Source organism: Bradyrhizobium macuxiense (assembly GCF_007993935.1).
GTDB classification, from domain to species: Bacteria; Pseudomonadota; Alphaproteobacteria; order Rhizobiales; family Xanthobacteraceae; genus Bradyrhizobium; species Bradyrhizobium macuxiense_A.
In genome coordinates this window covers 1-25,834 of the sequence record NZ_VITY01000028.1, presented here as the reverse complement: position 1 = coordinate 25,834, position 25,834 = coordinate 1, and the positions used below count along the sequence as shown (strand labels likewise).

19 protein-coding genes and 1 pseudogene are annotated in these 25,834 nt (G+C 54.7%); 8 read left to right on the top strand and 12 right to left on the bottom strand.

The window, feature by feature from the left end; all coding sequences use genetic code 11:
* Window positions 1-392 precede the first annotated feature (392 nt).
* From FBZ93_RS39850 to FBZ93_RS39830, 5 genes and pseudogenes are all read right to left on the bottom strand, one after another.
* A pseudogene (locus FBZ93_RS39850) lies at window positions 393-833 on the bottom strand (transposase); the annotation flags it as partial.
* Between the two features lie 116 nt (window positions 834-949).
* The gene (locus FBZ93_RS39845; protein WP_146993164.1) at window positions 950-1,825 is read right to left on the bottom strand and encodes a Ku protein; all 876 of its coding nucleotides are present in this window, start codon (window positions 1,823-1,825) and stop codon (window positions 950-952) included.
* A 561-nt stretch (window positions 1,826-2,386) separates the two neighbouring features.
* The gene (locus tag FBZ93_RS39840) at window positions 2,387-2,968 is read right to left on the bottom strand and encodes a 3'-5' exonuclease (RefSeq protein WP_146993163.1); all 582 of its coding nucleotides are present in this window, start codon (window positions 2,966-2,968) and stop codon (window positions 2,387-2,389) included.
* 7 nt (window positions 2,969-2,975) lie between these two features.
* A complete protein-coding gene (locus FBZ93_RS39835) occupies window positions 2,976-3,791 on the bottom strand; it encodes a uracil-DNA glycosylase (RefSeq protein ID WP_146993162.1) in 816 nt (271 codons plus the stop codon).
* 99 nt (window positions 3,792-3,890) lie between these two features.
* Window positions 3,891-4,406 (bottom strand): AAA family ATPase, encoded by a 516-nt coding sequence (locus FBZ93_RS39830; RefSeq protein ID WP_246667856.1) that lies wholly within the window; start codon window positions 4,404-4,406, stop codon window positions 3,891-3,893.
* Window positions 4,407-5,048: 642 nt separating this feature from the next.
* Here FBZ93_RS39830 and FBZ93_RS39825 point away from each other — a divergent pair.
* From FBZ93_RS39825 to FBZ93_RS39815, 3 genes are all read left to right on the top strand, one after another.
* Window positions 5,049-5,456: a hypothetical protein gene (locus FBZ93_RS39825; RefSeq protein ID WP_146993160.1), complete on the top strand. Its 408-nt coding sequence runs from the start codon at window positions 5,049-5,051 to the stop codon at window positions 5,454-5,456.
* A 120-nt stretch (window positions 5,457-5,576) separates the two neighbouring features.
* Entirely contained in the window at window positions 5,577-6,896 is a 1,320-nt protein-coding gene (locus FBZ93_RS39820) for an FAD-dependent thymidylate synthase (protein ID WP_146993159.1), read from the top strand.
* A 48-nt stretch (window positions 6,897-6,944) separates the two neighbouring features.
* Window positions 6,945-7,430 carry a HEAT repeat domain-containing protein gene (locus tag FBZ93_RS39815; protein WP_167529459.1) on the top strand — a complete coding sequence of 162 codons (486 nt, stop codon included), beginning with the start codon at window positions 6,945-6,947 and terminating at the stop codon, window positions 7,428-7,430.
* 3 nt (window positions 7,431-7,433) lie between these two features.
* Here FBZ93_RS39815 and FBZ93_RS39810 read toward each other — a convergent pair whose 3' ends face one another.
* The 6 genes from FBZ93_RS39810 to FBZ93_RS39785 form a co-directional block, all read right to left on the bottom strand.
* Complete coding sequence (locus FBZ93_RS39810; protein WP_146993157.1) at window positions 7,434-7,937, bottom strand: deoxycytidylate deaminase; 504 nt, start codon at window positions 7,935-7,937, stop codon at window positions 7,434-7,436.
* A 42-nt stretch (window positions 7,938-7,979) separates the two neighbouring features.
* On the bottom strand, window positions 7,980-8,681 hold the full coding sequence (locus FBZ93_RS39805) for a hypothetical protein (RefSeq protein ID WP_146993156.1): 702 nt from the start codon (window positions 8,679-8,681) through the stop codon (window positions 7,980-7,982).
* A 16-nt stretch (window positions 8,682-8,697) separates the two neighbouring features.
* Window positions 8,698-9,312, bottom strand: coding sequence for a deoxynucleoside kinase (locus FBZ93_RS39800; RefSeq protein ID WP_146993155.1), 615 nt, complete (start codon window positions 9,310-9,312; stop codon window positions 8,698-8,700).
* Complete coding sequence (locus tag FBZ93_RS39795; protein ID WP_146993154.1) at window positions 9,309-12,383, bottom strand: HEAT repeat domain-containing protein; 3,075 nt, start codon at window positions 12,381-12,383, stop codon at window positions 9,309-9,311. Before FBZ93_RS39795 ends, FBZ93_RS39800 begins: the two co-directional genes overlap by 4 nt.
* The gene (locus FBZ93_RS39790; RefSeq protein ID WP_146993153.1) at window positions 12,376-13,890 is read right to left on the bottom strand and encodes a B12-binding domain-containing radical SAM protein; all 1,515 of its coding nucleotides are present in this window, start codon (window positions 13,888-13,890) and stop codon (window positions 12,376-12,378) included. The genes FBZ93_RS39795 and FBZ93_RS39790 overlap by 8 nt, the downstream gene beginning before the upstream one ends.
* Window positions 13,891-15,004: 1,114 nt before the next feature.
* Window positions 15,005-16,489 carry a hypothetical protein gene (locus FBZ93_RS39785; protein WP_146993152.1) on the bottom strand — a complete coding sequence of 495 codons (1,485 nt, stop codon included), beginning with the start codon at window positions 16,487-16,489 and terminating at the stop codon, window positions 15,005-15,007.
* A gap of 1,047 nt (window positions 16,490-17,536) precedes the next feature.
* Here FBZ93_RS39785 and FBZ93_RS39780 point away from each other — a divergent pair.
* The 5 genes from FBZ93_RS39780 (at window position 17,537) to FBZ93_RS39760 (ending at window position 25,154) form a co-directional block, all read left to right on the top strand.
* A complete protein-coding gene (locus tag FBZ93_RS39780) occupies window positions 17,537-20,575 on the top strand; it encodes a WD40 repeat domain-containing protein (protein ID WP_146993151.1) in 3,039 nt (1,012 codons plus the stop codon).
* A gap of 21 nt (window positions 20,576-20,596) precedes the next feature.
* Window positions 20,597-21,088 carry a TIR domain-containing protein gene (locus FBZ93_RS39775; protein ID WP_146993150.1) on the top strand — a complete coding sequence of 164 codons (492 nt, stop codon included), beginning with the start codon at window positions 20,597-20,599 and terminating at the stop codon, window positions 21,086-21,088.
* Window positions 21,089-21,295: 207 nt separating this feature from the next.
* Window positions 21,296-23,128 (top strand): patatin-like phospholipase family protein, encoded by a 1,833-nt coding sequence (locus FBZ93_RS39770; protein WP_146993149.1) that lies wholly within the window; start codon window positions 21,296-21,298, stop codon window positions 23,126-23,128.
* Window positions 23,129-23,176: 48 nt separating this feature from the next.
* Complete coding sequence (locus tag FBZ93_RS39765) at window positions 23,177-24,445, top strand: toll/interleukin-1 receptor domain-containing protein (RefSeq protein WP_146993148.1); 1,269 nt, start codon at window positions 23,177-23,179, stop codon at window positions 24,443-24,445.
* Window positions 24,426-25,154: a hypothetical protein gene (locus FBZ93_RS39760; RefSeq protein WP_146993147.1), complete on the top strand. Its 729-nt coding sequence runs from the start codon at window positions 24,426-24,428 to the stop codon at window positions 25,152-25,154. Before FBZ93_RS39765 ends, FBZ93_RS39760 begins: the two co-directional genes overlap by 20 nt.
* 175 nt (window positions 25,155-25,329) lie before the next feature.
* Here the strand turns inward: FBZ93_RS39760 and FBZ93_RS39755 are convergent.
* On the bottom strand, window positions 25,330-25,834 hold a 505-nt coding region (locus tag FBZ93_RS39755), incomplete at its 5' end, for a hypothetical protein (RefSeq protein WP_208764130.1).

Sequence of the window (25,834 nt, the reverse complement as noted above, 5' to 3'; positions counted from 1 at the left end):
GAAAGCCGTGTGCATTGAAAGGTGCCCGCACGGTTTGGGGGGAGGCGTAGGGACATCCTCCGCGGAGGTGTTCCACGCCTACCCTACCGAGACGCAAGCGGCTCGGTTCATATGTGGACGGCCCCCGACTCGCAAGGATTGGCTCTGGCAGCATGCTCGGATCGCTTGCGCTCATATGTCCGGCCTGTTTTCGGGTCTTGCGACCACCGGCCAAGATGGGCTTCGCGGACAGTGAGATCCAAACACGAGAGCGGCATTTTCTGCCGGTAAACCGAGCGGAGCATCTCACATGACCGACTCGCGCCGAACGTACCACCTCTTCCTATCCTGCAAGTTCCGTCCTCAGCGTCAAATCTACCGGTCTGGCGCCAAGCTCTGCATTTCGTTCAAGTCTATGTCGGCATCGGCAAGACGCTGCTTACAGCTCGATACCGCTCGCCGCTGACCATCAGTTTCCAGGCAATCCGCGCCAGCTTGTTTGCCAACGCTATGGCCACCAGCTTCGGCGGCTTGCGTGCGATGATGTCTTTCAGCCAGGACCAGGAGCGAGTTTCCCGTCGGCGCATATCCGCGATCACAGCCGTCGCGCCAGCCACCAAAGCGGTTCGCAACATGCCGTCGCCGGCGCGTGTAATCACGCCGAGCCTGTTCTTTCCGGCCGTCGAGTGATTCTTTGGTGTCAGGCCCAGCCAGGCGGCAAAGTTTCTGGCCGACTTGAACCCGCGTGCATCCACGACCTTGATTGACAGCAGCATCGCACCGATCGGACCGACGCCCGGGATAGCCGCCAGCCGTCGGCTCATCTCGTTACTCCGGTGGAGTTGCATGAGCTTCTTGCCCGGCGGACTAGAAGGGCTGGTGCCGAGCCTCAACGCCAGCCCGGCCCTTCTATTTCAGCGGCCCAGCTTTTTCTCCACGCGCTTCCGGCATCACCGGATGTTTCACCACACTAAGCCGACTTCCGCTGCGGTTTGGCCGCCGGCTTCTTCGCCGCAGCCTCCTTCGCCGGCTTTTTGCCTGCTTTCTTCGGAGCCTCTGCTGCGGCCGCCGCATCTCTTCCAATGCTCTTGCGCAGCGCGTCCATCAGGTCAACGACGTTCTCGCCTCGAGGGCGCGCTTTTGCGGTGATGGGTTTGCCGGCACGCTTCTGGTTGATGAGATCAATGAGGGCGGTTTCGTACTGGTCTTCGAACTTGTCCGGCTCGAAGTGACCCGCCTTCTGATTGACGATGTGCTTGGCGAGATCAAGCATATCCTTGGTGACCTTGACGTCCTGGATATCGTCGAAATATTCCTCCGCGGGTCGGACTTCGTAGGGATAGCGCAGCAGGGTCCCCATCAGCCCTTTGTCCAGCGGCTCCAGCGCGATGATGTGCTCGCGATTGGTCAGCACCACGCGACCGATCGCGACCTTGTTCATCTCGCGGATGGTCTCGCGGATAACGGCGAAGGCGTCGTGCCCGACTTTGCCATCTGGAGTCAGGTAGTATGGGCGGATCAGGTAGCGTGGGTCGATCTCGCTCCGGTCGACGAACTCGTCGATCTCGATGGTTCGCGTCGATTCCAGCGCGACGTTCTCGAGCTCCTCTTTCGTCACCTCGATGAAGGTGTCGGTGTCGACCTTGTAACCTTTGACGATGTCCTCGTTGTCGACTTCCTCGCCGGTGTCGGCGTCCACCTTCGCGTATTTGATGCGGTGGCCGGTTTTCCGGTTGAGCTGATTGAACGAGACCTTTTCGGATTCCGAAGTGGCCGGATAGAGCGCTACCGGACAGGTGACGAGGGAAAGACGCAGGAAGCCTTTCCAGTTAGCTCGGGGGGCCATCGCAGGGGGACTCCAGTACTGTGCTGGATTCAAGACGAACGGCGCGGCCTGGTTCCGACGCGGCGCCTCTCCAAACAGGACGATTTTTTCTCGATGACGGTCCACGCGGACTCGACATTTGTTCTTGTTATGCTCCAATTCGGAATGACCGATCGACCCGCGAGCTGCTTGACCGCCCCAAAGGTCGACGTCGCTCGGCGTCTTGCAACGCGCGCACCTGATCTCAAGCCAGGGAAAGCCTCCATTCACCGCCTGATCGATGGTGGGTGACGGATCGATCAGTTCGCCGTCGCTCCACATGACGACGGCATTCCCCACCGCGTCGTGGACCTCTCGTTGAAGACATATACCGAGGTGAAGACGAGCGAGCTCCAGCTCGAGCTGTGGGTGATAGGTGCCGAAAATGTTCCGGGGTGCCGCCTGCGCCCGCCCCCAGGGCGAGTGCTGGTTACGACCATGGCGTCGATCACCTTCGGTGCTGGCGCATGCCAAGGTAGTCGTTCGAGCGCCAGATCACGACCAGACTAGGCCCGCTCGCCCCTGGAATCCACCGATCAGTAGTTACAGCAAGACCTTCTGGTCGAAGCCTTGTTGAACGGTGCAAATGTGCAAAAGTCTCTCAAGCCCTAGCGAACGATGGTCTTTAAATAGTGCCAGAAAAAGTTGGGCGGTCAGCCATGCGTCGTAATAGGCCGAGTGCGGTCGCCCGATTCGTCCTTTTATGGCGGGAAGCCGGACGTTGAGCGTCGCACTTAGTCGGTGCAGCGAATAGGATGGAATACCTGGTTTCAGCCGTTTGGCCAAACGAAGCGTGTCGAGCACTCGGATCGGAACCCAATCCGGAATCTTACGCCTCAACGCCCCAACATCCCCTCGCACATTATGGCCGATCAAAATGGCCTCGTCGAGCAGCTCCCTTACATCAGCTTCGACGTCGCAAAACGCAGGACTCGCTTCTACATCGGCGTTTTTTATGCCGTGGATGCGACAAGCGATATCAGAAATTGGCTTGCTTGGTTTGAGCAGCCAATAGTAGCCCCTACCAATGCGTTCCCACTCCTGAATCTCTACGAGTGCCAACTCAACTATGTCTGGGGGAGAATCGCCATTTCCCTCAAAGTCGACGACATATGTTCGGGTCATTCTTCACCTACGACACCCGCAAGAGCTCGAGTGGCCGAAGAAATTTCAAAATGTCTGGGTTTGTGATGAAAGAGAGATTATAGGGGTGTTCCGTCTTAATTACCTTCAACCCCATGTCTTGAGCCAGATCGCCCGCTACCCCGGCAGGACGACCGCATGCGATGATTGCGGGAGGGTCACACCGCTTCACCAATGTCGCGAAAATAGATTGCCAGAAGGGAAGCCAGTATTGGGCTTCGATGGAACGGTGTTTCCACTTTGAGCCGCTATGACCTAACAGACTTGCACCGTTCATGTGAACTCTCCTTAGGACCGGAGTAAAATTGGCGGCCAATATCCCCTTACGATAAAGATTGTCGAACATTTGCTGCAAGGTTCTAACATGATGTTCGCGGCGATAGACTCCTTCGAGAGCATCCTTATCGGTGCGATCGGGATCGAGGGCTCCTTCAGCCACGAGGATGGCTTTAATTATGTTACGAAGGCTCGTCGCTCGATTGACGCTTTTGTGCAATCCTCCGGATGAATTCCATAAGTCAGAAATAGCACCGTCTAGAAAAGCAATTCCCAGCGCAGATAACGGGCGCGGATATGGAGATTCGCCCATTAGGATAAATCGAGTGTCTTCCAATGCAACAGTGCCGAAAGCAGCGAGGAGTCGGCCCATAGGCCGCGGAAGACATTCGCGGTCTTCGAGCAAGGCGATCAGATACGAGTGATCAATCGACCGGAGAGCGTCTTTCAAAATAGGATGCCAATCGCTTGTAGATTGACCTAACAGTGCTGAGATCTCATGGTGAAGCTCGTTGGGTACGTCCGACATCGAACAGCGCTCTAACGAAACACGTGGATGAACGTCATCAAACGACTTACGCGAAACGTGCCGCATTGCGGATGTATACGCATTGCCGTCGCGCACGGTTCATTCAAGAGCCACTAGGCTAAGTACGTCTTTTTGAAAGTCGGCGAGATTGCCATCGTTCACAATAGTGACGTTAGCCAGCGCGGAATACACGCCCGAATAAGCTTCAATCGGATGCCGATCTAGGCTTGGGTCGCTTCCTCTTTGAATCAACCTACCCCTGCGCTTCTCCGGCGATGCGGTAAGCAGCACGACCGTCATGTTTGAAAACTTCTTCTTTAGACAAGCGACTACTTCGGGCACGCGTACACCTTCGAAGACGACGCGCGGGTATCCCTCGGCCTCCGCTGCAAGGATCGAGGCGAAATAATCAGCGCCGCGTTCCTCTATCAGACGCAGTCCGAAGTTCTGGAGGCTTTGCGTGTCCATTGGACACCCCTCTCTGAGCGCCAATTCAGTGTTCTTGGCACCTGCCGATATGGCGTGAAAGCCATGCCGACTGAGGGCTTGTGTCGCAGTGGTCTTTCCGCTTCCTCTCAGTCCAACAATGCAGATAGCAGCGCTTCCTCGCGTCATACGCATTCCCTATTTCGTGCAATGTTAGGCGTCCCAATAATTCCGCTGTTGGGTTCTCGCCCTGACCTTCGCACTGAAAAACGCCTTTAATCAAGTCTTGAACACCGTGGTCGCGGGCCAACGATCCCTAGCGAATTCGGTGCGTGGATAATGTGCCGGCCGCCGCTTCCAGCACGATGTCCGCCAACAGAAGAACGTTGGTTAGCCAGTGAACGGGTCGACCTCGATCAGCGGCGCCTATCGTCGAGCCAGGCTAACGGTGCCGGAGAGGCCTCAACCAATCTTTGGAATTGCGTAATGGCCTGGAAGGGACCGGTCGCAATGAACCATCGCATTCTTGATACTCAGCGACCCCTTTGGTCCTTGCAGCGCCCGGAACCTGGATCCGGTCGAACCGATAGTGGAGAAGTAACGAAAAAGCACCGCCATCAGTTCGGAGACACGAGGATATGTGGCATCCTGTTGAGTTTTGCGATAATTTCACCAGCTAACTGACGCTGATTTGGTCGCATGATGCCTTTGGAACCATCGCCGGCTCAAGCAGCTGGGCCGCGGGTACGCCAAGCGCCCTCCAGCTCGACGAAAGGTCAAAGGGTTGATGACGCGTTGAGGGTCTCCGGCCTCATAAAACGAGGAAACACGTTGGAATTGGATTTCGCACGACAGTTGAAGGTCTTGCTAGAGGCGGCCGGAACCGCCTCTGAGGAGTACATAACCGCCCAGATGCAGCCGTTTTCGCATCAGCAACGGCCTGATGTAGTTTTTGTGCCGAATGCAGGAGGATACGCAGGCCAAGTGGTGTTTCTGGAGATCAAACTAACCTCCAAGCAAATTCTGCACGGTCGCGGCTTCGCGAATTTAGTGGAGAACAGGGAATTCGCAGAAGAATCACTGGAGAGACCGATCGGTCGCTATATCTTGGTCACAAGCCAAAGCGTGCCCGCTTTTTCGGCGCGTTTTCTTGCAGACCGCAATGTCACGGTGTTCGATGAGGTGACGTCGCCTGAAGTCGTGATCGAGCGATTGCGAGAGCAGCAGATCTTGATCTGAGTCGCGCCACTCGCGACGCGCGCACCTGCAACCCGATTGTGCGCAAAATCTGCGATTTGACTTCCTGACTTCGTCGAATCGCGTAGAAGAACTGAAACATACCAACTGGGAACGATCGAAATGAAGGTCTTTCTGTTCGATGAATTTCCGCCAGAGACCTCGGCGATGATCCAGGCTCTTTACAGCCGCTCGGGCGATAGTGTCGTCAAGCATGTTGATGTCGTTCGAGCTCGAGGCACTGACAAATTTATGGCGAGCTATTATGTCGGCTACGGCCATGCTTCGATCGGCGACTGCGGCAGTACGACTCTTTATCTAGAGGACATCTCGCTTGTCGCGTGCAAAGTGGTCCAAGACAATCAGCTATACTCGGGGCAGGAAACTTCGACTCGATACATCGATTTCGCAACACGGGGATTTCTTGATCCCATCAACACGGCCCGATCCCGAGCGTTTCAAGAGCGATGGTTGTCATTTTATTCCGATCTCTCGAAACCGATCGTCGAGTATCTGAAGACAAAATTTCCCCGTTCCTCCGACGTGAAAGCGGTGACTTGGGAAAAAGCCATTGCGGCGCGCGGGTTTGACATAGCGCGCGGGTTCCTGCCTGCTGGAGTGCTATCACAGATGTCGTGGACGACAAGCCTGCGACAAGCTCATGATCATGTATTCCGTCTTGAATGCCATCCACTCGCTGAAGCTCGCAATCTCGGCGCAGCCCTGCGATCCCTTTTGCAATCTCAATATCCTAGTAGCTTTGGCCACCGCGTTTCTGACGCGGAGCTGGAGTTTCAGAAATTTGTGGGAGAGCGAGAAGCTTTTTTTTATCCGACCGGCTTTCTCCGGGGAGAGAATGATTTTGAGGCGACTACCGATATCGATAATGATGCGCTCGAGGCGCAAGCAAATACGATTATTGCAAATAGGCCTCGACGAGCGGCGCTGCCGAAAAGCCTGGCTCGCTTCGGAAGTTATCGTTGTAGGTTCTTGTTGGATTATGGATCATTTCGAGATCTACAGCGTCATCGCGGTGGGCTCTGTCGTGTTCCGCTGCTCAACTCGAATTATGGTTTCCATAGTTGGTACCTCTTAGAGCTGCCGCCACATGTCCAGGCGAAAGCTAGGGCGTTCGTGGAAAGCCAACTGAAAGAGTTGATAGACATTTTGCCGCCCGAATTGGCGCCGTGTGAAAGGCAATATTATTATCCCCTCGGAATGAAGGTGCCATGCGAGTTGCACTATGACCTCGCTCAGATGGTATACGTTGCCGAACTTCGATCCGGCACAACGGTTCACCCGACCCTCCGCGTGACTGCACAACGAATGGCATCGAAGCTTCGTCAGAATCACCCAAATCTTGCACTTTATGCCGATTTCTCCGAAGACACCTTATCGGTTCGCAGAGGAACTCAGGATATTGTAGACAGGGGCGCGGCCTAATTGGCAAGCTTACGACCGGCCTTTCACTCGGGCGCGAGAGAGTCTCCAGTGACTGATCCAAAGTGGAAAAATTGGCTAGAGACTTTGGCGGAGGATGACGAAACTTTCGGCTCAGAGTTCTACAAAGGAGAAAACGATCGCTACCGCTCGCTGTCCCGCATCGGTGATTGCATTGCGCAAAAGATCGAGGAGCTAGAACCTCGTGACAAAATAGAGCTTATCCGCCGTTTGTCGGAAGATCCGCGGGATGATGTCAGATTGGCTATAGCTTCCCAACTTGCCGCTGGCGGGTGGACATGGCTCTCAGCGGATTTAAGGCTCGAATTGTTCGAGGCTCTAGGAGCCAGTCAAAATTCCGACGTTCGCCGGCTTGTCGCGACGGCCTTGGGAAACTGGATTGATCCGCCCACAAAGCTGGCAGCGATAGCCGTCCTCATGGGAATGCGCCGCGCCGATGACGCTAGCTACAAAGAGGCTGATGACGGGCTAAAGGCCGTGGATGATGCCTTATTCAAGCTTTCTGGCTCCGTCTGAGGATCAAGATCCGTCGACCGCAATGCTGATGTAGGCCGTTGGCATTGAGACAAGCCTCACAAGTACACCGCCTTCGCGCAGAATTGCCTGGGAAACATCAATTGACAGCTGCTCATGGAGCTCAATTGGAGGCGGCGGGCAGATGACTTCCGCTATTCCGGCTTGAACGATTCCGCGAGCGCATTCCGCACACGGATAACGTTGAGTATAAAGTCGGCATCCCTCGACGGCGCCCCCGCCTCCCGCGGCATTGTAAATGGCATTTCGTTCGGCGTGCTCGGTCCATTGATATTTGCTCGGACGAGCATGACGTTCTGGCAGGCTATCGTCGACCCCTCTGGGAAAACCATTAAACCCAGTGGACACAACGGTGTTGCGGCGCCCGACGATTACGCAGCCTACGCCTTTAGACCTATCTTTGCTCCAAGAACCAATGTGAATCGCTAGTGATAGAAAGCGCGAATCCCAGTCGGTCTTGTCGGCATTGGCGGACTGATCAGCTGACAACTGGACCTCTCTCTCTCCCTGATTTCGGCACCGCTCGCTAGTCTAGAGCCTGCCTCCGGTAGAAGCCGCAAGTACTCCTCTAATGCGCTCCAGCGTTGCACGCAATCCGTCGGGAGAAGGCCGATCGCGGTAGAACACGCGATCAGCACCAGACGGTGCAAAAACCCTGGAGGGATAGGCTAAGCCCTCACCATGAAGCATGAGAGTAATCGTATCGGAGTTAGGCTCCGTCCATACCCTGTGAATCAGTGAACTATGGGCCGAGTATGAAGACCCGGCGTGCATGCCCCCCCTTAAGACCAACTGTAGTGCCGTATCGCCTGCCGGCGACAGGTTGTAGCTTTCCCCGGACGGTGATGAATAAAGAAATACTGCGACCTGCTCGCCTTTAGTCGCTTCGACATACTGCTCGAACCACAATTTCCCAGCTAAAACAGAGGAAGCAAAGCACCAGGGATGGCTATGAATATTTTCATGCGCTGCGGTATCTTGTCCCCACCAAGCATGTAGCCTCAATGAATACCGGCCAGCAACCGACGTTATTAGTTCAATCCGATCGAAGCCGTTTGCGTGACGGTACGATCTTGCAGCCACGCTTGCTAGCAGCTCGGCGTTTGCCAAGCACGCACCTAGCACACCGTCAAGCGGCCATTGCTCGACGATTTTGAGCAAACACGCCTCAAGATGCTCCTGTGTCGAGAATTCTGCATTCGTTTCTAACCATCGTGACACTAATTCAATCATCTCATTCCTCCTGAGACTATGAACGCTCCAGCGCATTCTCGATAAGCGAAATCACTTCGGCCTGATCCTTACGATTATTCGCAAAGTCGAACCTTTCGGCGTCGATTGTTAGAGTGGCGACCGAACCTGCGCTGATCCAAGAAGCATAGCTTTGGTCAAGTGCAGTGAGCCAGGAGACAGACATGTTCGCTTCATGAGGCCGACCGCGACTTACAATTCGCGTCATCAATGTTGGAATTGGCGCTGACACCAGCACTCGCAAATCAGGGCGTCGAATAGCACTTTCCATCAATTTGTAAGCCATTGTGAGCAACCGCCACTCACGATCGCTAATCCATCCGTGGCTTCGACATTGCGCAGCAAACACGAAGACGCATTCTGCGAGGGATCTGTCTTGACACACACCTCGAGAACTCGATGCGATCAAGCGCTCTTGTTGTGCATTTAGAAGCAGAAACTCCATCTGGTGATGGAAACTCCACCTTGGCATATCAAGGTAAAAATCGTCCACAAATGTAAGGTCCAAAACGGGCTCAGGCACGTAATCGAACCCGGCGTGGCCGGCAAAGAGCCTTGCCAAGGTCGATTTTCCGGCGCCGATATTGCCGCAAAATTGCACGTAGTGCGTCACTGTCGACGCTCGATGCTGCGCCTAGCGGCCTGAGCGACCTCAGGCACCGGATCGAACTTCAATGTGCCAAGAATGGACTCAGTGAGCGCGCCCAGTTGTTCCCTCAGCCGCTTCGCCGCCAATACTAGAGCGAGCCGCAAATCAGGGTCTTCATCATCTACTAATGTGATCAAGGATGGTCCCAAGTCGGGATTTTCCGCCAGAAAAGTCGGAGTAAGTTCTTCAAGCATCGCTTGTCTGACCCACACGTGCGAATCTGCAAGCAAGGCCTTGGCAAGCTCTTTCCGTATGTCCAAGTCCGTTCGGAGCGTCGCGACCATCTGCGCCATCGCCCACCGCACACCCTCTTCGGCATCTTGCAAAAGCAATCTAAGTAATTCCAAGAATTTCGCTTGGGGTATTCGCTCGGAAACAAGTGTTATCGCTCGGACAATGCCCGGGTAGTGATCTGGACGCCAAGACGCATAGAGAGTGGATTGTTTCTCTGCGATGTCGCTCGGTGGACGCAGCGCGTCTTCCACCCGCGCAACCGCCTCACGAATATCTAACAACCGATGGTCACAGGCCAACAAAACCTGCTCAAAATCCATGCTGGCTAAGCGAACGCCGTACCGGGCGGAAAATTCCGCCGCGGTACGGACGGACTCATCTGGGTCTCCTCTCAATTTCTCCAATATCGTCCGCAGCCGCTCCTGCATAGGATGCGACACCGCAAGCACGCGAGCCACTTCCCAGCGCACGCTCCCATTGGTATCGCTGCCCAGCACACCCAGAATGTCTATTGGCACGTCTGACTCGTCCTGGACAAACCTAACTATGGACTTGGCAACTCGGCGCCGAACCCACGGAGATTCGTCGTCGGTCAAGACACGAAGCATCGGGAGGACGTTTGATGTTATGGGGATTGCGCTTAAAAACTTGGCAAGATCAAATCTCACCCGCTCGTTCCGATCGTGTATCAGGAGTCCAAGCACCGCCCCACTCGACTTGGGCGATATTTGAAGATCGCGTTGTGAAACAATGGCAACATCACGACGGCGCCATGAAAGGTCGCTCGTCAGCTCTTCGAGTTTGCTGATAGGCACGACGCCGGCCGCTAGACACCTATTGATGCCGAGAGCTACGGCTCTTCGGACTCGCCATGAGGCGTCGTCCGCCCAATGCACGAGCCTGCTCCATTGTTTCCCTTTAGAGGGGTGATGTGCAAGCGCATTAGCCGCGCCCTCGCGCGCCTGCCATCGATCATCCGTAAACCATGCTTCTACGGCTTCAAAAAACTCTTCGGCATTCGGGAGTTGTGCGAGTGCATAGGCAGCCGCCCATCTGACCCAATAGCTCTCATCACCGACATACTTATGGAGACGAGCAACGTGCCGCTTATCGAAATTTCTTAGCCTGGGGAGCAGAACACAAAGGCTATGCCGCCATTCAGGTGAAACCTCCACCGAATCTAGAAGCTCGTCAAAATACTGCTCGTCCTGATAGAAGAGCAGAATAAATTCGATCACGCCTACCATAGCGCGATTGCTTCTTGCCTCTTGTAGGAGAGCAGTCAAGCCTTTGACAATCTCGTTAGGCTTACGCGAACGCCATTCTTCTCCAGCCAGCACGGCTTTCGCCAAACAATATTCAAAAAAAGCTTCGTACATAAAGCCGACAAAACGCGTAAGAGTCTGTCGGTCTTCGTACGTGAGCAGAATGATCTCTTCGCTGACTAAGTGATTGTAAGCCTCGTTGGTCACGAGCTCTATTGCGTCATCTTCATTTAGCGCGGTGCGCCTGGTCATTCGAAGATGCAGTGCGAGCTTCGTGAGAGCGATTCGACTTCTCCCATCCCCAACTCGCTCAACCTTTGCTTTCCAGTACTTTTCGAAGACGTCTGTCGTTTGGATGAAGGGTGGGACAGGCTTGCCACGATAAGCTTCACAGAAAAACCGCAGCATGAGGGGGTGATCGCAAACTGCCCGCACACTGGCGGTCAGCTGGCCTTGAATAGTGAAATATGGCTGATACAGAGCCCATGCTTCATCTAACTCATCCTCGTTGAAGCGCGCCAAGGTTCGTCCGTACCTATAGCGCTGATCACTACTTTCCGAGGCCCAAATATTCGACGTAACGCGCGGGTCATTCTTGAAGAATCGCCAGTCGGCGCGGCGACACGTCAGCAAGAATTGGATGGCGGACCCGCGAGCGCGGTGCAGCGTAGCGCCTAAGACCTCCGTAAATTGCGGTAGTAACTGTGCCTCGTTGAGAGCGTCGATGATCACGAGCAATCGCGACCCACGAAGCAGTCCTGTGAGGACGGGAAAGACAGGCGAGCCAATTCTCTGTCCGGTGCTTGCTTCCACAATCGAGGCAATAGCCGTCTCGATCGAATTTGGCTGGGGTACCAGAGCGGAAGCACGAAGAAGAAATATGGGACGATAAGACCCCTCTCGTCGCGCGTAGTCGCAAACAAAATTGGTCTTACCGACGCCCGCCTCCCCTAGAAGAAGAAACACTTGCGAATCGCTTTCTAGGAACTCAGCCAACTGACGCTGTGTGACAGATCGCCGAACATATAGTCGATCTACATATTTTTGCTGCACAACCGCTAGTTCAGCGTCGGTCTGCTTGATGCCAGCTTGCTTCAGCGCCTCGATCCAATCGTACGGAGGTGGGCGAGTTCCTCGCAATGTGCTTGCAAGGGAACGCAGCTGAGCCGGATCCGCGGTGTTCCAGATCAGCACCTTGGCGAGGCCTTCCAGGATCGGGATATCGTCCATTCTTGCCCCTGGCAGAGACACCACAACGATACCATAGGAAGGTTCTGCTGCCTTGCGGGCCACGGCCACGGCCAGTTCTAGCCGACACCACCGACTCACAGGCTCGGGTCCGATGCATAGTACGAACGCAGATGTGATTTTGAGCGCATGGTTGATCAGAGTGAACCACTCGTCACCACCCTTTACTTCACGCAGATCGATCCAACCATATAAGTCGAATCCTGCTTCTAACTCGCGAACTATCTCAGCTGCGGCGACGGAGGAGTCTCGCCCTCCAAAACTCATAAAGTAGTCGTACCTATCCACTCGCGCTTCCGATCTCGCACTGTAGAAGACAGGACTTCAATTGACCCCGAGCGGCCTTGGCTTCATTTGGTGTGAGGACAAATGGAAGTTTATCAATTCCATACTGGATCGCTGCGGTGCGAAATTCCTGCAGGGTAACGTTAGGCGAAAAGTACCCGTATGTTTTTTGGTGATAGAATGTATCGAGGGCCTGGAAAGACTTGCCGAATGAAAGGCCAATAGAGGCAGCCTGAGCGTACGTTAGCTGACGGCTCGGATTAACGGGTACTAAATGCCGCGCTTTCCATTCCTTGGTTGTGATCAAGCTCGCTCCAAACCTCTGCAATTGCCGCTCTATTGAACCTTCCAGTTTGGCGCCGGGATATAGCATGAGCGGATATGCGGATACGCAGTTTACGCTTTCACTGCAGCCTTCGAGGAAATCGAGGGTAGTTAGGATCGTTGCGGGAGTTTCGCCCAAATAGAACAAAACGTTCACTTTGACGATAACCCCCAACTGATTGGCGGATTCTATGACCTCTTTTGCTTTGGATAGGTAGGAATGCGGGCGAGACGTCTTTCCCATGCGCAATAACGTGCCTGCGTCTCCACTTTCAACGCCGAGATCCAGCACACGGAGACCGGCTTGATGGAGAAGTGTCAGGCGAGCAGTCGACAAATAGTCGACTCTAGTTTCAGTTCGCCAGGTGAACTTGAGGCCTTTTCGGTCGCGCTCGGCAGATAGCGACCGGATCTCCTCGTCCGTCATGATGAACATTGGAGTTTCGAAATAGATTCGAAGATCAGGGTTCTGCCAATGCTCGACTAATCGCTCGGCCTCTCCAACTATCTCCTCGGGAGTTCTGCGTCTAATTCTACTTCGTGCAGAAACGCAGAAGTCGCAACCAAAGCTACAACCTCGACTAACCTCTATGCTCGGGGCGAAGCCCCGAGAGTCTGGTAGCAGATCGTAGTCGAGGCACGTCCATGGAGCCTGAGCTGCGCCGGCGTCATAGCGGGTTTCTCCTATGAAACCACCGTGTCGCACAACGAGGTTGGGAATTTCAGAGAGTGACGCTCCATGTAGAAGAGCTTCCACGAGTTGAGGAAGCACCGTCTCCCCCTCACCTCTCACGACGATGTCGATCGATTCACAGTCTTCTAGAACTGTTGCTCCAAGTTGTCCCACGTGGTCCTTCCCGCCAATCAGAATTGGACAAGTTGGGGATAGCCCACGGACCGCTTTCGCGAAGGCCAACGCGATAGGATAGGAAAAGCCGCTGATGCAAGAAATTCCTACAATACGCGGCTCGCATTCTTTTATGGTTTGCCGAAGCCATTCGATGGCATCCCTCTCTGGTCCAATCTGCGGGTCAAGGAGATGCACCGTGAAACCTCGGTCGCGAACAACTGTCGCAAGCGATAGAAGGCCGAAATTTAATCGACGCTGGAATGGAAACGCCAGGTCGAAGGCCTTCTTCCCTAAATCAGCGGGTGCATTGACCAAGAGCAGATCAGTACGCGGCATCGGCGATTTCGCACCCCTCTGGTTCGGAGCCCATCTTTGGACGACCTCATCCCGCAGAAAGCTAGGCGTATCACAATAGTTTAGAAAAATATGTACGCGTCTCAGAGATTGTAATGAAGAAACTTGGCGGTTAATCTTTTGACAGCATATCGCTAGCACCAACCTTCGACGAATGCGGAGCAACTACGCGGCACGTTTATCATCTAAATGGGCTTAGCGCTGAGAAGAACCCAAGACTTACCTTGCCACCGAGCCGGCTCGTCATTTGCGACGGTGCTTACCGCGTAACGAAGATGCCAATTCAAAACTCGTGTTAAGGCATTTCCGGCCGCCCATCGGGTGCATGAAGATCGGCCCCGGTGGCGAAAAGAAACTTTGGTGCGCTACCAAAAGTATTGGGGATGTCATCGACGAGCGCATTTGCTCGCTCCCGCCCCTGATCAGTCAGGTTTGGGTCAAGGCGGTCGCCTGACTTCTCAGCGTGCCGTATGACGAGAATTATCTTAACACTCGCCCTAGAATGCCTTCGACTAAACCAAACCTGCGCGGCTCGAACGCTCGCTTTCAAAACTCCAGAAGCGGCGCCATTTTCACCGGCTGCGTGAGGGAGGCATGCTGGATGAGTATCATCCGCTAGCGAAAACTCAACCAAGTGCGGAGCCGATTCCGAATGATCTCGAGGGAAGGGCGATCCTAGATCACGGTTCGAACGACATCGTCCCCGCGCTAAGCCTGAAATCCACCGTCGATCCAAGCTTGATAGCGCCCAATCTGTTGTGCGGTCCACGGTTGAGCCGGCGGAGGGGGCATAACCTGGCCTCCTTGCCCTTTCAGGCGACTAAGGATCTCTTGTGCGTGCTGTTGGTTGTCGGCGCGGCTAGACAGGTCGCAAAAAAACTGCATATGCGCGATGTCGGTTGCCGTGTACATAGGTCGGATGTCCCGAGCAAAACTAACTGCGGTCTTAGTTGCTAGCTTCCTCCGTTTGGCATTCGCTTTGGTTGTGGCATTCCGCGCCCCGTTCTTCGTGGTCTTTTTCTTGGTGACCGGCTTGGACTTCCTGGCTGGGCTCTTAGCGACCGACTTTTTCCTTTTCACGCTTGTCCTCCATTACTCAATGCAGGTCTTTAAGCAGCTGGAGAAGCTTGTCCTTCTCCGTAGAGTCCAGTTTTCGGCCTTGCGGCATGAAGCCTGATTGGACATAGGTCAGTATTGGCCCCGGGTGCTTAGGCGAGCCCTTCTCTTTGACTACCGCAGATCGGTCGAACACATCGTAGTACATCGAGCTGTGACAACGGAAGCAATAGCGGCTTAGCATTTGAAGGAGGGGACGGTCTGCAGATCCCCAGCGAGAGCTCCCTATACTTCTCTGTAAAATGTCAGCCGGACCTTCGCCCCTCCCGTGGAGGCTGAGCCACTTTTTTACGGCGTTTATCTTGAAGGCATCGGAGCCATCGGGATGCGTCGCCTTCGAGTTCTGCTGTGCAATTTCACTATTCAGCTTCCACAGCACGCCGACGGCAGCTTTGTATTGCGCCGCCGCATGGTCCCTGCCGCCGTCGAACAAAACATCATGGTTCGCCTTCGTAGCGGGGAAATCGAAGTCCATCATGTCGTACCATTGATCCGTGTCGAGGTAGTTCACCTTTCCGAACGGAAATGTGCCTTTATCGCTCGGCCCACCGCGTTCCGTATCGTGACCATGACATTGCGAGCATGCAGTAGGCACGAAGTAATCTTGCTTCGAGCTCTTCGGATCGAGGGTGTCGAAGGCAGCGTTCAACGCCTTTCCGACTTTGTAACGATCGACGCTAAACGGCTGGTAGTCGAGGTAGTAAACAGAATCCTCGACTTCTTTTTTGAAGGTTCGCGGAACCATAATGATTTGGTTGTTGACCGATTGGTTGATCAACGTGGTGCCATCGGAGCTCTTCTTCGAGAACGGAAAGGCTTTTGGATCATCCTGAAAGAAGTTGAATAGGATATATGCCGACTCCATATCGCCCTTGACCGATGCTGCCGACTTCGGGAGAGCCTTTAGGCGAACGACTTTTCGCCACCCTGGCTTATGCAGGTCATGGCCCGGCGTTTTGTCCGGATTGGCGTTGAAGTCGACAATCTTCGGCGCGAAGAAGCGAGCAACTAATAGTATGTCAGACTTAAATGCATCCACCGTAAGGGCGGCATTCGCCTTGAAGTCTTTGGGGCTCTCTACGGCGTTGCCAAGCGCGACAAGGCCTTGCTGATCACGCGGCATCAGGAGCGCGGGTTCGAGCGTTTCGAGGTCCACGGCCCGCAGCCCTCGATAGCCCAAATATTCCAGCAGCCCGTCTAACTTCGATGCTTGTATGTCGAAGCCGATTTTCTGCCCTATACGCGCGTAGTATTTGTCTGCCGTCGCTGCATCGCCAGTTTCGACAAGAATATGGGCCAGCTCGCCAGGGTCTGCTTTTTGTTGAGTCGCTAGGCGCATCGTCCTTTCAAACAATGGACGCCAACCAAAGCTGTCTTCCGTGGCAAACACCGTACCTACGACTAGCGCTGGCAATGCGGCCATAGCGATTGCGACGACTACCAAATGTCTTGGTTTCAATGCCATCGTCGGCTCCCGCTGTCCTCGGCATCGAATGGACGCACGTGGCGCCTCTCGGCCGCCGGTTAAAAACAATCTCTATTCTCAAAACGCTCGCGGCAATTCGCTAATCTTCACCTGAAAGTTCTGAATAAGAATCCCTTGTCGTTAAGCGCGTTGGTAGCTCTCCTTCCAAGCATCTGAACGCGTCCGGCAAGCATGCGCCGTCGCCAAACAAGGCACCCTTAAAAATGGTCGGCAGGCAGTTAATGAGTGCCACTAGTACGCAACAGCATGGCCTCGGCTCGAACGCCGATCCCACAGTCCAGCGGACACTTGGCTACCCCCTCAGCGAGTACAACTCTCTACGCAACTATCGCGGGAGTCAAGCGAAAGTGAGCACAGTTTGTCACTTCCGTATTGAACTCGATGAGGCATCTCCGAGCAACTCAGGTTGTGAGCTCGACAGCTACAGAGCGGCCGCGACAAGCAAGTGATCGGTAACCGTGGCGCAATGCGAACGGTCCTGACAGGCGAAGATCCCTCGGCTGTAACTCCCTCAAATTGGCCGGCGACGAATTGGACTAGGACATCTGAAAAACAGAGTCTAGTCCGCACCTAGGCTATGGCGCCATCGCAGCAAAGCATTTCAGGTCGGGCGAATGGGTCTTCGCGTTCTTGAGGCCAAAGAGCGGCCCAATGCGCGCATTGTAAAGGCCCGCGGCTTTGGGCGCCCCGCGACTACGAGTATGCCGATGTCCGAGAAAGATCGGATTTCATCTGTGGTTGCCGGGTAAATCCACGAGCATGCCAAGATGGCATATACGCAGATAAGCCATTTTGCCCCCACAGTTCTTCTCCCAATAATTCACAAGGAAATACCTTCGGAGGCACGGCAATTCCTTCGCTCACGAGTGAGCGCTCGCCCTTCCGACATTCGCATTACAAAACCTCGGACCGCGGTATCGGACTAAAATCTGAGCCGCTTGCGCGATCCTTCCCTTATGACTTAAGGTTGTAATAACTTTAGGGTTGTGTCGAGAGGCGGCAGGCCGCACAAAAACGAGCCACCGGATGAGCGAAGAGACCGAGCCACGCCAGTTCACTTACGACGCCTTTGCAACTTACGCCACCGATCCTGACCGCGACCTTGTTCGGGAGGTGGAAGATTTTATCGAGGGGTTGCACCGGGACAGGCTTCTTTCCAAACAATTTCGCGAGAGGCTCGCAATTTGCGTTGATGGTCAGGATTTTCGCATTCCGAGACCAGAAACAGCGAACCCAAAGACTCTTGAACAGATCATGCGCGATGTTGTGCGCACGTGCCAGGCAACTTCTCGGTGTCTGCTCGTCTTCTCTGGGTCAAGTACCGCTTCACATCCTTGGATAAACGCGGAAATCAATTGGTGGCGCGAGCAGCCCGACTTCGGGCCTATTTTCTTTATTCTAACGCATGGCCAGGTGAGTGAAAATGCGGGCCGCAAGCTTGGCGATGACGCGGGCCAAAAGAATTCCGTCAGCAATTCACTCCCAAACGCGTTGACTGGCGAGCGAGCGGGGCTGAGCGAGCTTTGGTTCGATCTAAGAGGGTATCATGCCAGAGCCAGGTGGCGGCGCCTTAGACGTTCGTTGCTTGATCGAGAGCTGCATGCCGAGTCTTCCAATTGGAACAAGGTCAGAATCTACGATGAAGAGCTGTTCCGGCTAGCCACACAGATTTTGGCACTCAGACTCGGGAAAGATTTGAGCAAGGAAGACGTGCTTCCCAAATGGAAGGCTGCCTGGCGCCTGAAGCAACGGCTTCGTCGAGTATGGCTAGGGATAGCTGTTGTCCTCGTGTCTGCGACCACTATCGTCGCCGATCGAGTGATCGAGGGACAGAACATTGAGGAGTTGGCGACGGTCGCTCAAGCAGCCGTCAACGATCAAGAATACGAGCGTGCCATCGAGACCGCTATACGGGGGCTCCCGGTTGATGGTGACTTCTTCTGGCGCCGCGGTTGGTCAGACGCAGCGGTCAGGAAACTACTGGCAATCCTTGCGGGCGCCGCTCAAATGTCCGCCTATGTGGGGCAGCTCAAAAGCGACGAGTACGAGGAGCCGGCAAAAGATGGCGTGAGAATGCCGCTCCGGAGTGCAGAGTTTGATCCGAGTGGAACAAGGATTGTCACCGCATCCAACGCCGGTTCAGTGATCATTTGGGACCGTCTCTCCCGAAAGAAGGTCCAGACCTGTCGCCAGGACAACGTATTCGCTGGATTCGCCGCAAAGCCGGGCAGCACACCATGGGTCCGAGACGCGCGCTTCGGGAAAACCGCCGAAACTGTTCTAAGCGTTGGGCGCTACGGCGGGTGGATTTGGAACTCGACTTGCGAGAAATGCACAAGCCAGAGTGCAAGTGACTGCGAACCGAAAGCCCGCATGCTCGGTCACATCGCGGATGTGCGCACCGGTATGTTCAGTCCTGATTGGACCAAGGTCGTAACGACCGCGGACGACGAGACCGTCAGAGAATGGAATGCCGCGGATGGAAGTCCGATTGGCCCGCTCGAACTGCCTCCGTCCAATCTCCCCACAGGGTATCGGTATACGACAAGTGCCGAATATAGTCGCGACGGAAACTCGATTGTTGTCGGCCGCCGGGATGGGTTGATCGCCGTACTACATGCGCAAACTCATAAGATACAGCAGACGCTCAAGAATTCGGACGACGCTGTGTGGAGCGTTCATTTTGATCTTAGCGGAGAACGCGTCCTCTCAACTTCAGGCAACGGGTACGTCGTTATTTGGGACGTGCACAGCGGAAAGCCGGTCTCATTCTTTCGTCAAGCCTCGGGGGTCGGCAAAAGCATATTCAGTCCGGACCAACGCTACATCCTCACGACGTCACTAGATAACGTCGCGCGCATTTTTGATGCCACGACTCTCGAACAAGTTTTTGCGCTCAAGGGGCATACGCGATCCCTGACATCGGCTGCCTTTAGTCCGGACGGCAAACAAATCGTAACGACATCTGATGATGGAACGGCACGCATCTGGAATCTGGGCATTAGTATCCTTCCGTCGGTCGTAACCGCTATTTCAGGAGCCAATCAGAGCAGCGCTATCAGCAAGGACGGACGAAAGTTTGCCGTCGGCACCACGGACGGCCGCGTCGCTGTTTATGATATCGTGCCCCCGAGCACGCTGACACCAGGTCCAGTATTTCGCGTTAGTACTGGTGCCGTTACCAGTGTTTCATTCGGTTCGGATAGCGATACGCTCGTGGTTGCAGCCAATGACGGTCAGATAACCACTTGGCACATCGATTCCGGAAAGGCTGAGCCAATTACTGCTCTTCCGGCGGCAGATTCATTTGCTGCAGCTAGTCCCGACGGGAACTTGATCTCAGTGGCATCAAGTCTTGGCGCTGATCCGTATGGCGCCAAAGTCATGAATCTTCGAGAGCGCAATTCCACGTTGCTCACGGGAGCTTCTCAAATCACCGCCATCGAGTTTGACCGCAGCGGGAGCCAAATTGCCGGCGCGTCAGAGACCGGTCACGCGTTTACTTGGGACGCTAAATCAGGACAGAAAATTTGGGAACTGGAAAACCCGGGAAAAGTGCTTAGCGCTCACTTCAGCAAGGATGGATCGCATCTCGCCACCTCAACGATCGACCGGAAAGCACTTGTCTGGGATCTGTCGTCTGGAACGAAGGCGCAGGTTTTTCTAGGACATACCTATGATGTGAACTCGGCGAGGCTAAGCTCGGATGGTAAGCGGCTCGTGACGGCGTCGAGCGATCGGACAGTCCGCATATGGGACGTCGAGACCGGTGTCTCAATACTCAAATTTGTGGTCGGCCGCGAAGCAAACGACGCATTTTTTGTAAATGACGATCATCAGATAATTGTTGCCGCTGCCAGCGGCGATATCTTGATGTACGACGTATCATGGACCGAGAAGCTGAACCGAGAGCTCAAGTTGCGCGCGTGCGCGGAAAAACTCACCGACCTCGATGAAAGCACGGAGTGTTCCCGAACCGGTCCCTTTTCAAGCGTACTTTGGCAGCAATTATTGAATGCTACGAGAGCTTCTGTCGAGCGGCTCATCCGCCCTTTACGTTCTTAGTGGCAACTATTGGAGGTTCGTTTGACCCAAGAAGTGTTTTACAGTTTTCATTTTGACGTCGACCACTGGAGAGCCGCGCAGGTTCGCAATATGGGCGTGATAGCAGGAAAAGAACCAGTTTCCGCCAACGAGTGGGAAGAGGTCCAGCGTGGCGGCGATGCTGCCATCAAGAGATGGATTGCGGACCAGATGAAGGGATGCACGTGCGCCATCGTCCTTGTTGGCGCGGAAACTTCATCCCGACCCTGGGTCAAATATGAAATCGGGAAAGCTTGGAACGATGGTCTCGGCGTGTTGGGTGTGCGCATTCATGGACTAAAAAACAGTCTGGGAAATACATCGCTCAGCGGCCCGAATCCGTTCGAAGGATTTGACGTCAGAGGCACTCCCTTTTCCCAAATCGTAACCCTATACAATCCGGTCGGCAGTAGCAGCCAGGCAATCTATCAAAACATTCACGATAATATTCCGTCACTTGTCGAATCGGCTATCAAGATTAGGAAAAGATATTAGGAAGTTCACGGTGAGCATTCATGGCCGACAAAGAGCACAATCAAGCTATGACCCGTGTCAACTTGACGTCGAAGCCTTGATCATCGCGAGCCCTCCCTGCCTAGCCGTCGCCGCTGTTAATTTGGTGTAGTGCATTGAACGATACAGCCTTCGGTGGCACTCTCCCGTCAAGACCTCGTGCGTCCTATCTAGCTGGAAGGTCCAACGATGAACGGCAAGCTGGCCGGTGCGCGGATTTGGTTGTCGGGATCTTTCCCGGAAGAAGCATCACCCGACGAGAAGAGTCGGATTCGGCAATTTGTCCAAGCGTTTGCCAAGGTGATCTTTCGTGAAGGCGGCACGATCCTGCACGGGAGCCATCCTGACATTCGCGAGCCGTTGCTGGCCGCCGCTGAGCACTTCAAATCGAACTCGACCAGCAGCGCGGCAAATGCCCCGCTCGGTCTATATGTGTCGCAGCATTTTTCTAAATCTCCTGAGAAATATGGCATCGATCTTGTCCGCTGGCGCAATCTCTGCGGCGATGGAGTAGTAGAGACAGTCGAGGCAGCAAGAACGGCGGGACAATCAGAAAGCGATGCGTTGTCCAACAGCCTGGAAATCATGCGCCAGATTATGGTTGCCAAGTGCAATAGCATTGTGGCTTTCGGCGGCAAATGGTGGGAGGTGAATCGAAAAGCGGCCGGCGTCCCTCGAGAAATCGAGTTGGCTAAAGACAGTCGGTTGCCACTGTTCTTAGTCGGGGGCGTTGGACAAGGAGCGGTTGCCGGACTGCTGAGGGAGTTTCCCGAGTTGATGCGCGAGTGTGCGAACGGATTGGCGCAGGACGAGAATGAGCGTTTGGCTGCGGAAAAAGATCCGACGAGAGCGGCAGAAATCATTATTCATCAGCTGCCAGGCTTGCGGCTCCGCGAGATCACTCCAGAAAAGCGTCCGTTCCGCATCCTGTGTTTAGATGGTGGAGGAATTCGAGGCGCCTATTCGGCCGCAGTGTTGAATTACCTTGAAACGACGTTCAATCTGCGCCGCCCCGACGGGCCGCGTCTCGCGAACTACTTCGATCTGATCGCAGGTACGTCGACCGGCGGAATCCTGGCCGTCGGACTGGGGCTCGGCATGACTGCGAAAGAGATGCAATCCTTCTACGTCGACCACGGCAGAGATATTTTCGGTTCAGGCGAGGGTTTAGACGCTTGGTGGCACTCTATGCGCCACTGGTTTACGTCAAAATTCGATCAGCGAAAGCTTCAAGAACAACTGTTGGCCGCCTACGCCGCCTCACCCGTGGCCCAACGAATGGGTCCAGCGCGAGAGAGCTGGATGGATAATTCGATTTGTCATCTGCTCGTCGCCACCTACAACACGGACACCGATACTCCACATTTTTTTCGAACACCCCACGAACGTTTTAAGTACACTGATCGAGGCAACGATCCGGTCTTCGTCGCGCTGGCGTCAGCCGCTGCGCCAACTTACTTCGCGCCGGTGACAGCGAAGAACGCTGTGACTTCGTTTGCTGGCATCGACGGCGGCGTCTGGGCCAATACCCCCGTCAGTGTAGCCCTCGCCGAAGCCATCGCCGAACTCGGTGCCTCGCTCGAGCAGATTCGCGTGCTGAGCATCGGAACGACTCACACGGCAAAGCTCACCGGGAGGCCGATGCAACTCGACGGAAATGCAATTGCAAGCGTACTTAGGACCGTACTCTGGAAACCGTTTGGGTTCATCTTTGGTTTTTTGGTGGCGCGTTGTTGGCCGAAAAACGTGCGTCTGCACGGAATTGCCGGGTGGGTGGCCAATATCGCAAGCCTGTTGATGAAGACTCAATCACAAACGTCGGACCTCATCTCGCGTCAATTGCTCGGTGAGCGGTATCTGCGAATTGATAGCGTTACGGAATATGATGCACTAGACGACGTATCTAACACCAATCATTTCATCAATCTCGGCGAAGCGGCAGCTAAAGACGCTGCGACGCTCGCAAAGATTCAAGCCCTGTTCATTGATGCAGGACCGATACCTGCCCGAAACGCCCAGTAGAACCGCCGGCTGCGAATGAGTTCTGATTGATCGATTCAGGAGTAGCTCATGTCACCCGAACACCCCTCCACAGTCCCCGACCAGTTGTCGATAGCCTATCCGACCAGGCTTGCGGGCCAGGCCAGACAAATCATTCAAGAGACTGGACGGCAATTTCCGGATTTAAAATTCGAAGTAATCGCGGTCGACGTAGCAAATCCCGGCGCTCCCTCGGGAGCCGCAGTCATGCTCCTCTTCGATCGCGACTACTCTCAAAGCCACACAGCCATGCAGTGGCTCACGGATTTGAACGCCGTCCGCGGCTGGATTCCGATCTTGCCGGTTGCGCTTGATCCGCAGTCGCTTATTCCGCCTGCCCCATTGGGCGGGATCAAATCGCGCGTTTGGCCACAAGACAAGCACCAATTGCTGACCACCACGGGAGCTTGCTTGGGAATGGCAATTCGTCCGGGCCGCTCGAAGCTGTTCATCTCCTATCGCAAGTCCGACGCTTTCGAAGCGGCCAAACAACTTTTCGCCCACCTAGCGAACACCGGCTATGACGTGTTCCTCGATGAGGCCGACGATCGTTTCGACGTTCCGAACCTCGAGATCGGTGAAGACGTGCAAGCCACGATTGCCGAAAAGCTGCAAGCAGCCAACTTGATGATTTTGTTGGACAGTCCGCAAGCACCGCAGTCGAAATGGATGCGTGTAGAAATCGAAATCGCCAGCGGCAAGCCCATCCCAATCATACCGATCGTGCTGCACACAGCCGACCGCGCGCCGAATTCGCGCTTCCGAGTCGTAGCCGATTTGCATCGGCGGACAACAGTTCGAGCCGCCGACATCGGCGGCCAACTGAGCTTCTCCGATTCGCAGCTAGGCGAAATCGCTGCGAGCGTCGAACACTATTTGCTCCACCTGTACGTCTGCCGATCCGTGCAGCCGCGGAGGCTCGCAAAAATCTTTGAGCAAAACTCTTGGAAGTTTGATCGTCACTCAAAGAAGCGAGATCTTTACGATGCTGGGACTGGAACCCCGCCCCAGCACTCGGTACGGATGCTCGCTTGCTGTTCCTTCGAAGATCCCGTTTTTGTGCCATCGGTCCGAGCGTTTTTGCAAGACATCGGCGAGCTGGCTGCCGACAGAGAATTATTCGCCCGACACCTTTATCTGTACCCGGGGAATGTGTTGTACCCCGATGATCTCAGCTATATTCAGCGACAGGAAGTTCCAGAATTGAAAAACGCCAACACCGAACTGATCCATTACGACGAGGCTGTTGCGAGAATCAACAAACTGGTTGGAGGATTCAATGCAATCTTCAGTCAATGAATTCAGATCACTGGACCTGCACGGCGTTAAGGTCTGGCTCTCTGGTGCAGTTCCCGAGCCGGATGTCGAAAGCCTCAGAACATCCTCAAACGATCCTTCCGTCGAGACGCGTGCCGGCAGCGCGGCCGAAGAAGGAATCCTCGGATTCGTCAGAGCATTCGCGGGACTTCTTTTCCGCTTCGGCGGCCAACTGATCCACGGGTGCCATCCTAGTTTTACTCCTATTCTCTTAGAACAGGCACGCATCCACCGCAAAAAATCTCGAGAGTCGTCGCCGTTGTTTTTGGCGGCCAGTGGCTACTTCGCTTCGCCAGAAAATAACGCTGACTGGAAGCGCTGGGATCGGGTCGCCCATATGAAAATCACTGACCCTTCCGATCCCCGTGATCGAGATCGCAGTCTGCAGATGCTGCGAGAGTATATGTCGAAAGAGTGCAATGCCTTTGTGGCTGTCGGCGGGAAATGGTGGGAACAAGTTCCTGGCCGAGCTGGCGTGCCGAAAGAGCTGCAGTTGGCCAAAAAGCAAAAGGTGCCCTGTTACGTGTTGGGTGGGTTCGGCGGAATCTCATCAAGGTTCATAAACGAGCAACCACAGTGGTACGCGGGACTCAACAACAACTTGTCTGCCGAAGACAACCAACTGCTGGCTTCGTTGTCCGACATCACTCTCGCCGCGGGCGTCATCGTCGGTAGGCTGAGCAAGGGTTAGCCTGTCTTGTTTCAGTGTGCCCCCGATGGCGGCGCCGGCGCTCCCCTACTCCAGTGCGACAGGCCGAAACCGGATGATGAGTTTCCACGGCTGCCGCGTGGATTTCGCAGCAGTTCAAGGAATAGTTCACTCCCGACGTGGTTGCGAGCGTCCACTAGTCTAGGTTAAAGGCGCTTCACGCCGTGCGCCGACTGGATCGACCCTTCCCGCGGCGACGCCGCGGCCCCCGACGACGGCTTCGGGGAGGATCAGGCAACCTTGCGGCTTCCGTCACCGGTTGAGGAGCGGGTTCGCTCGTAGACAGATCGTCGATTGATCGCAGCGGTGATCTTCGGACAGCAACCGCCGGCTCAAGCGCGGCGAGGAATTGACGTCCTTCATCTGTAATTTCCCAGCCTTCATTATCGCGAAGAACAAATTTAGCTGAGAAGATATTCAGATCTGGCGCGTGCTGCGCCAAACGCTTCATGCGATTGGTCCAGTCTTTGCCGCTGTTCATCAGGATTTCGACGGCGTGACGAATTTCGACGACGGAGGCGCGTCCGGCGGACTGGCCGGCCAGCACTTTCAAGACGGTAAGTTGGAAGTCGTCCGTGAAGAATGCGGATTGACCTGAAAAATAAGCAAAAATTGTGTTGAGAAAGTATTCGATTTTGCAGGAAAGCGGTGTGTGGGACCTC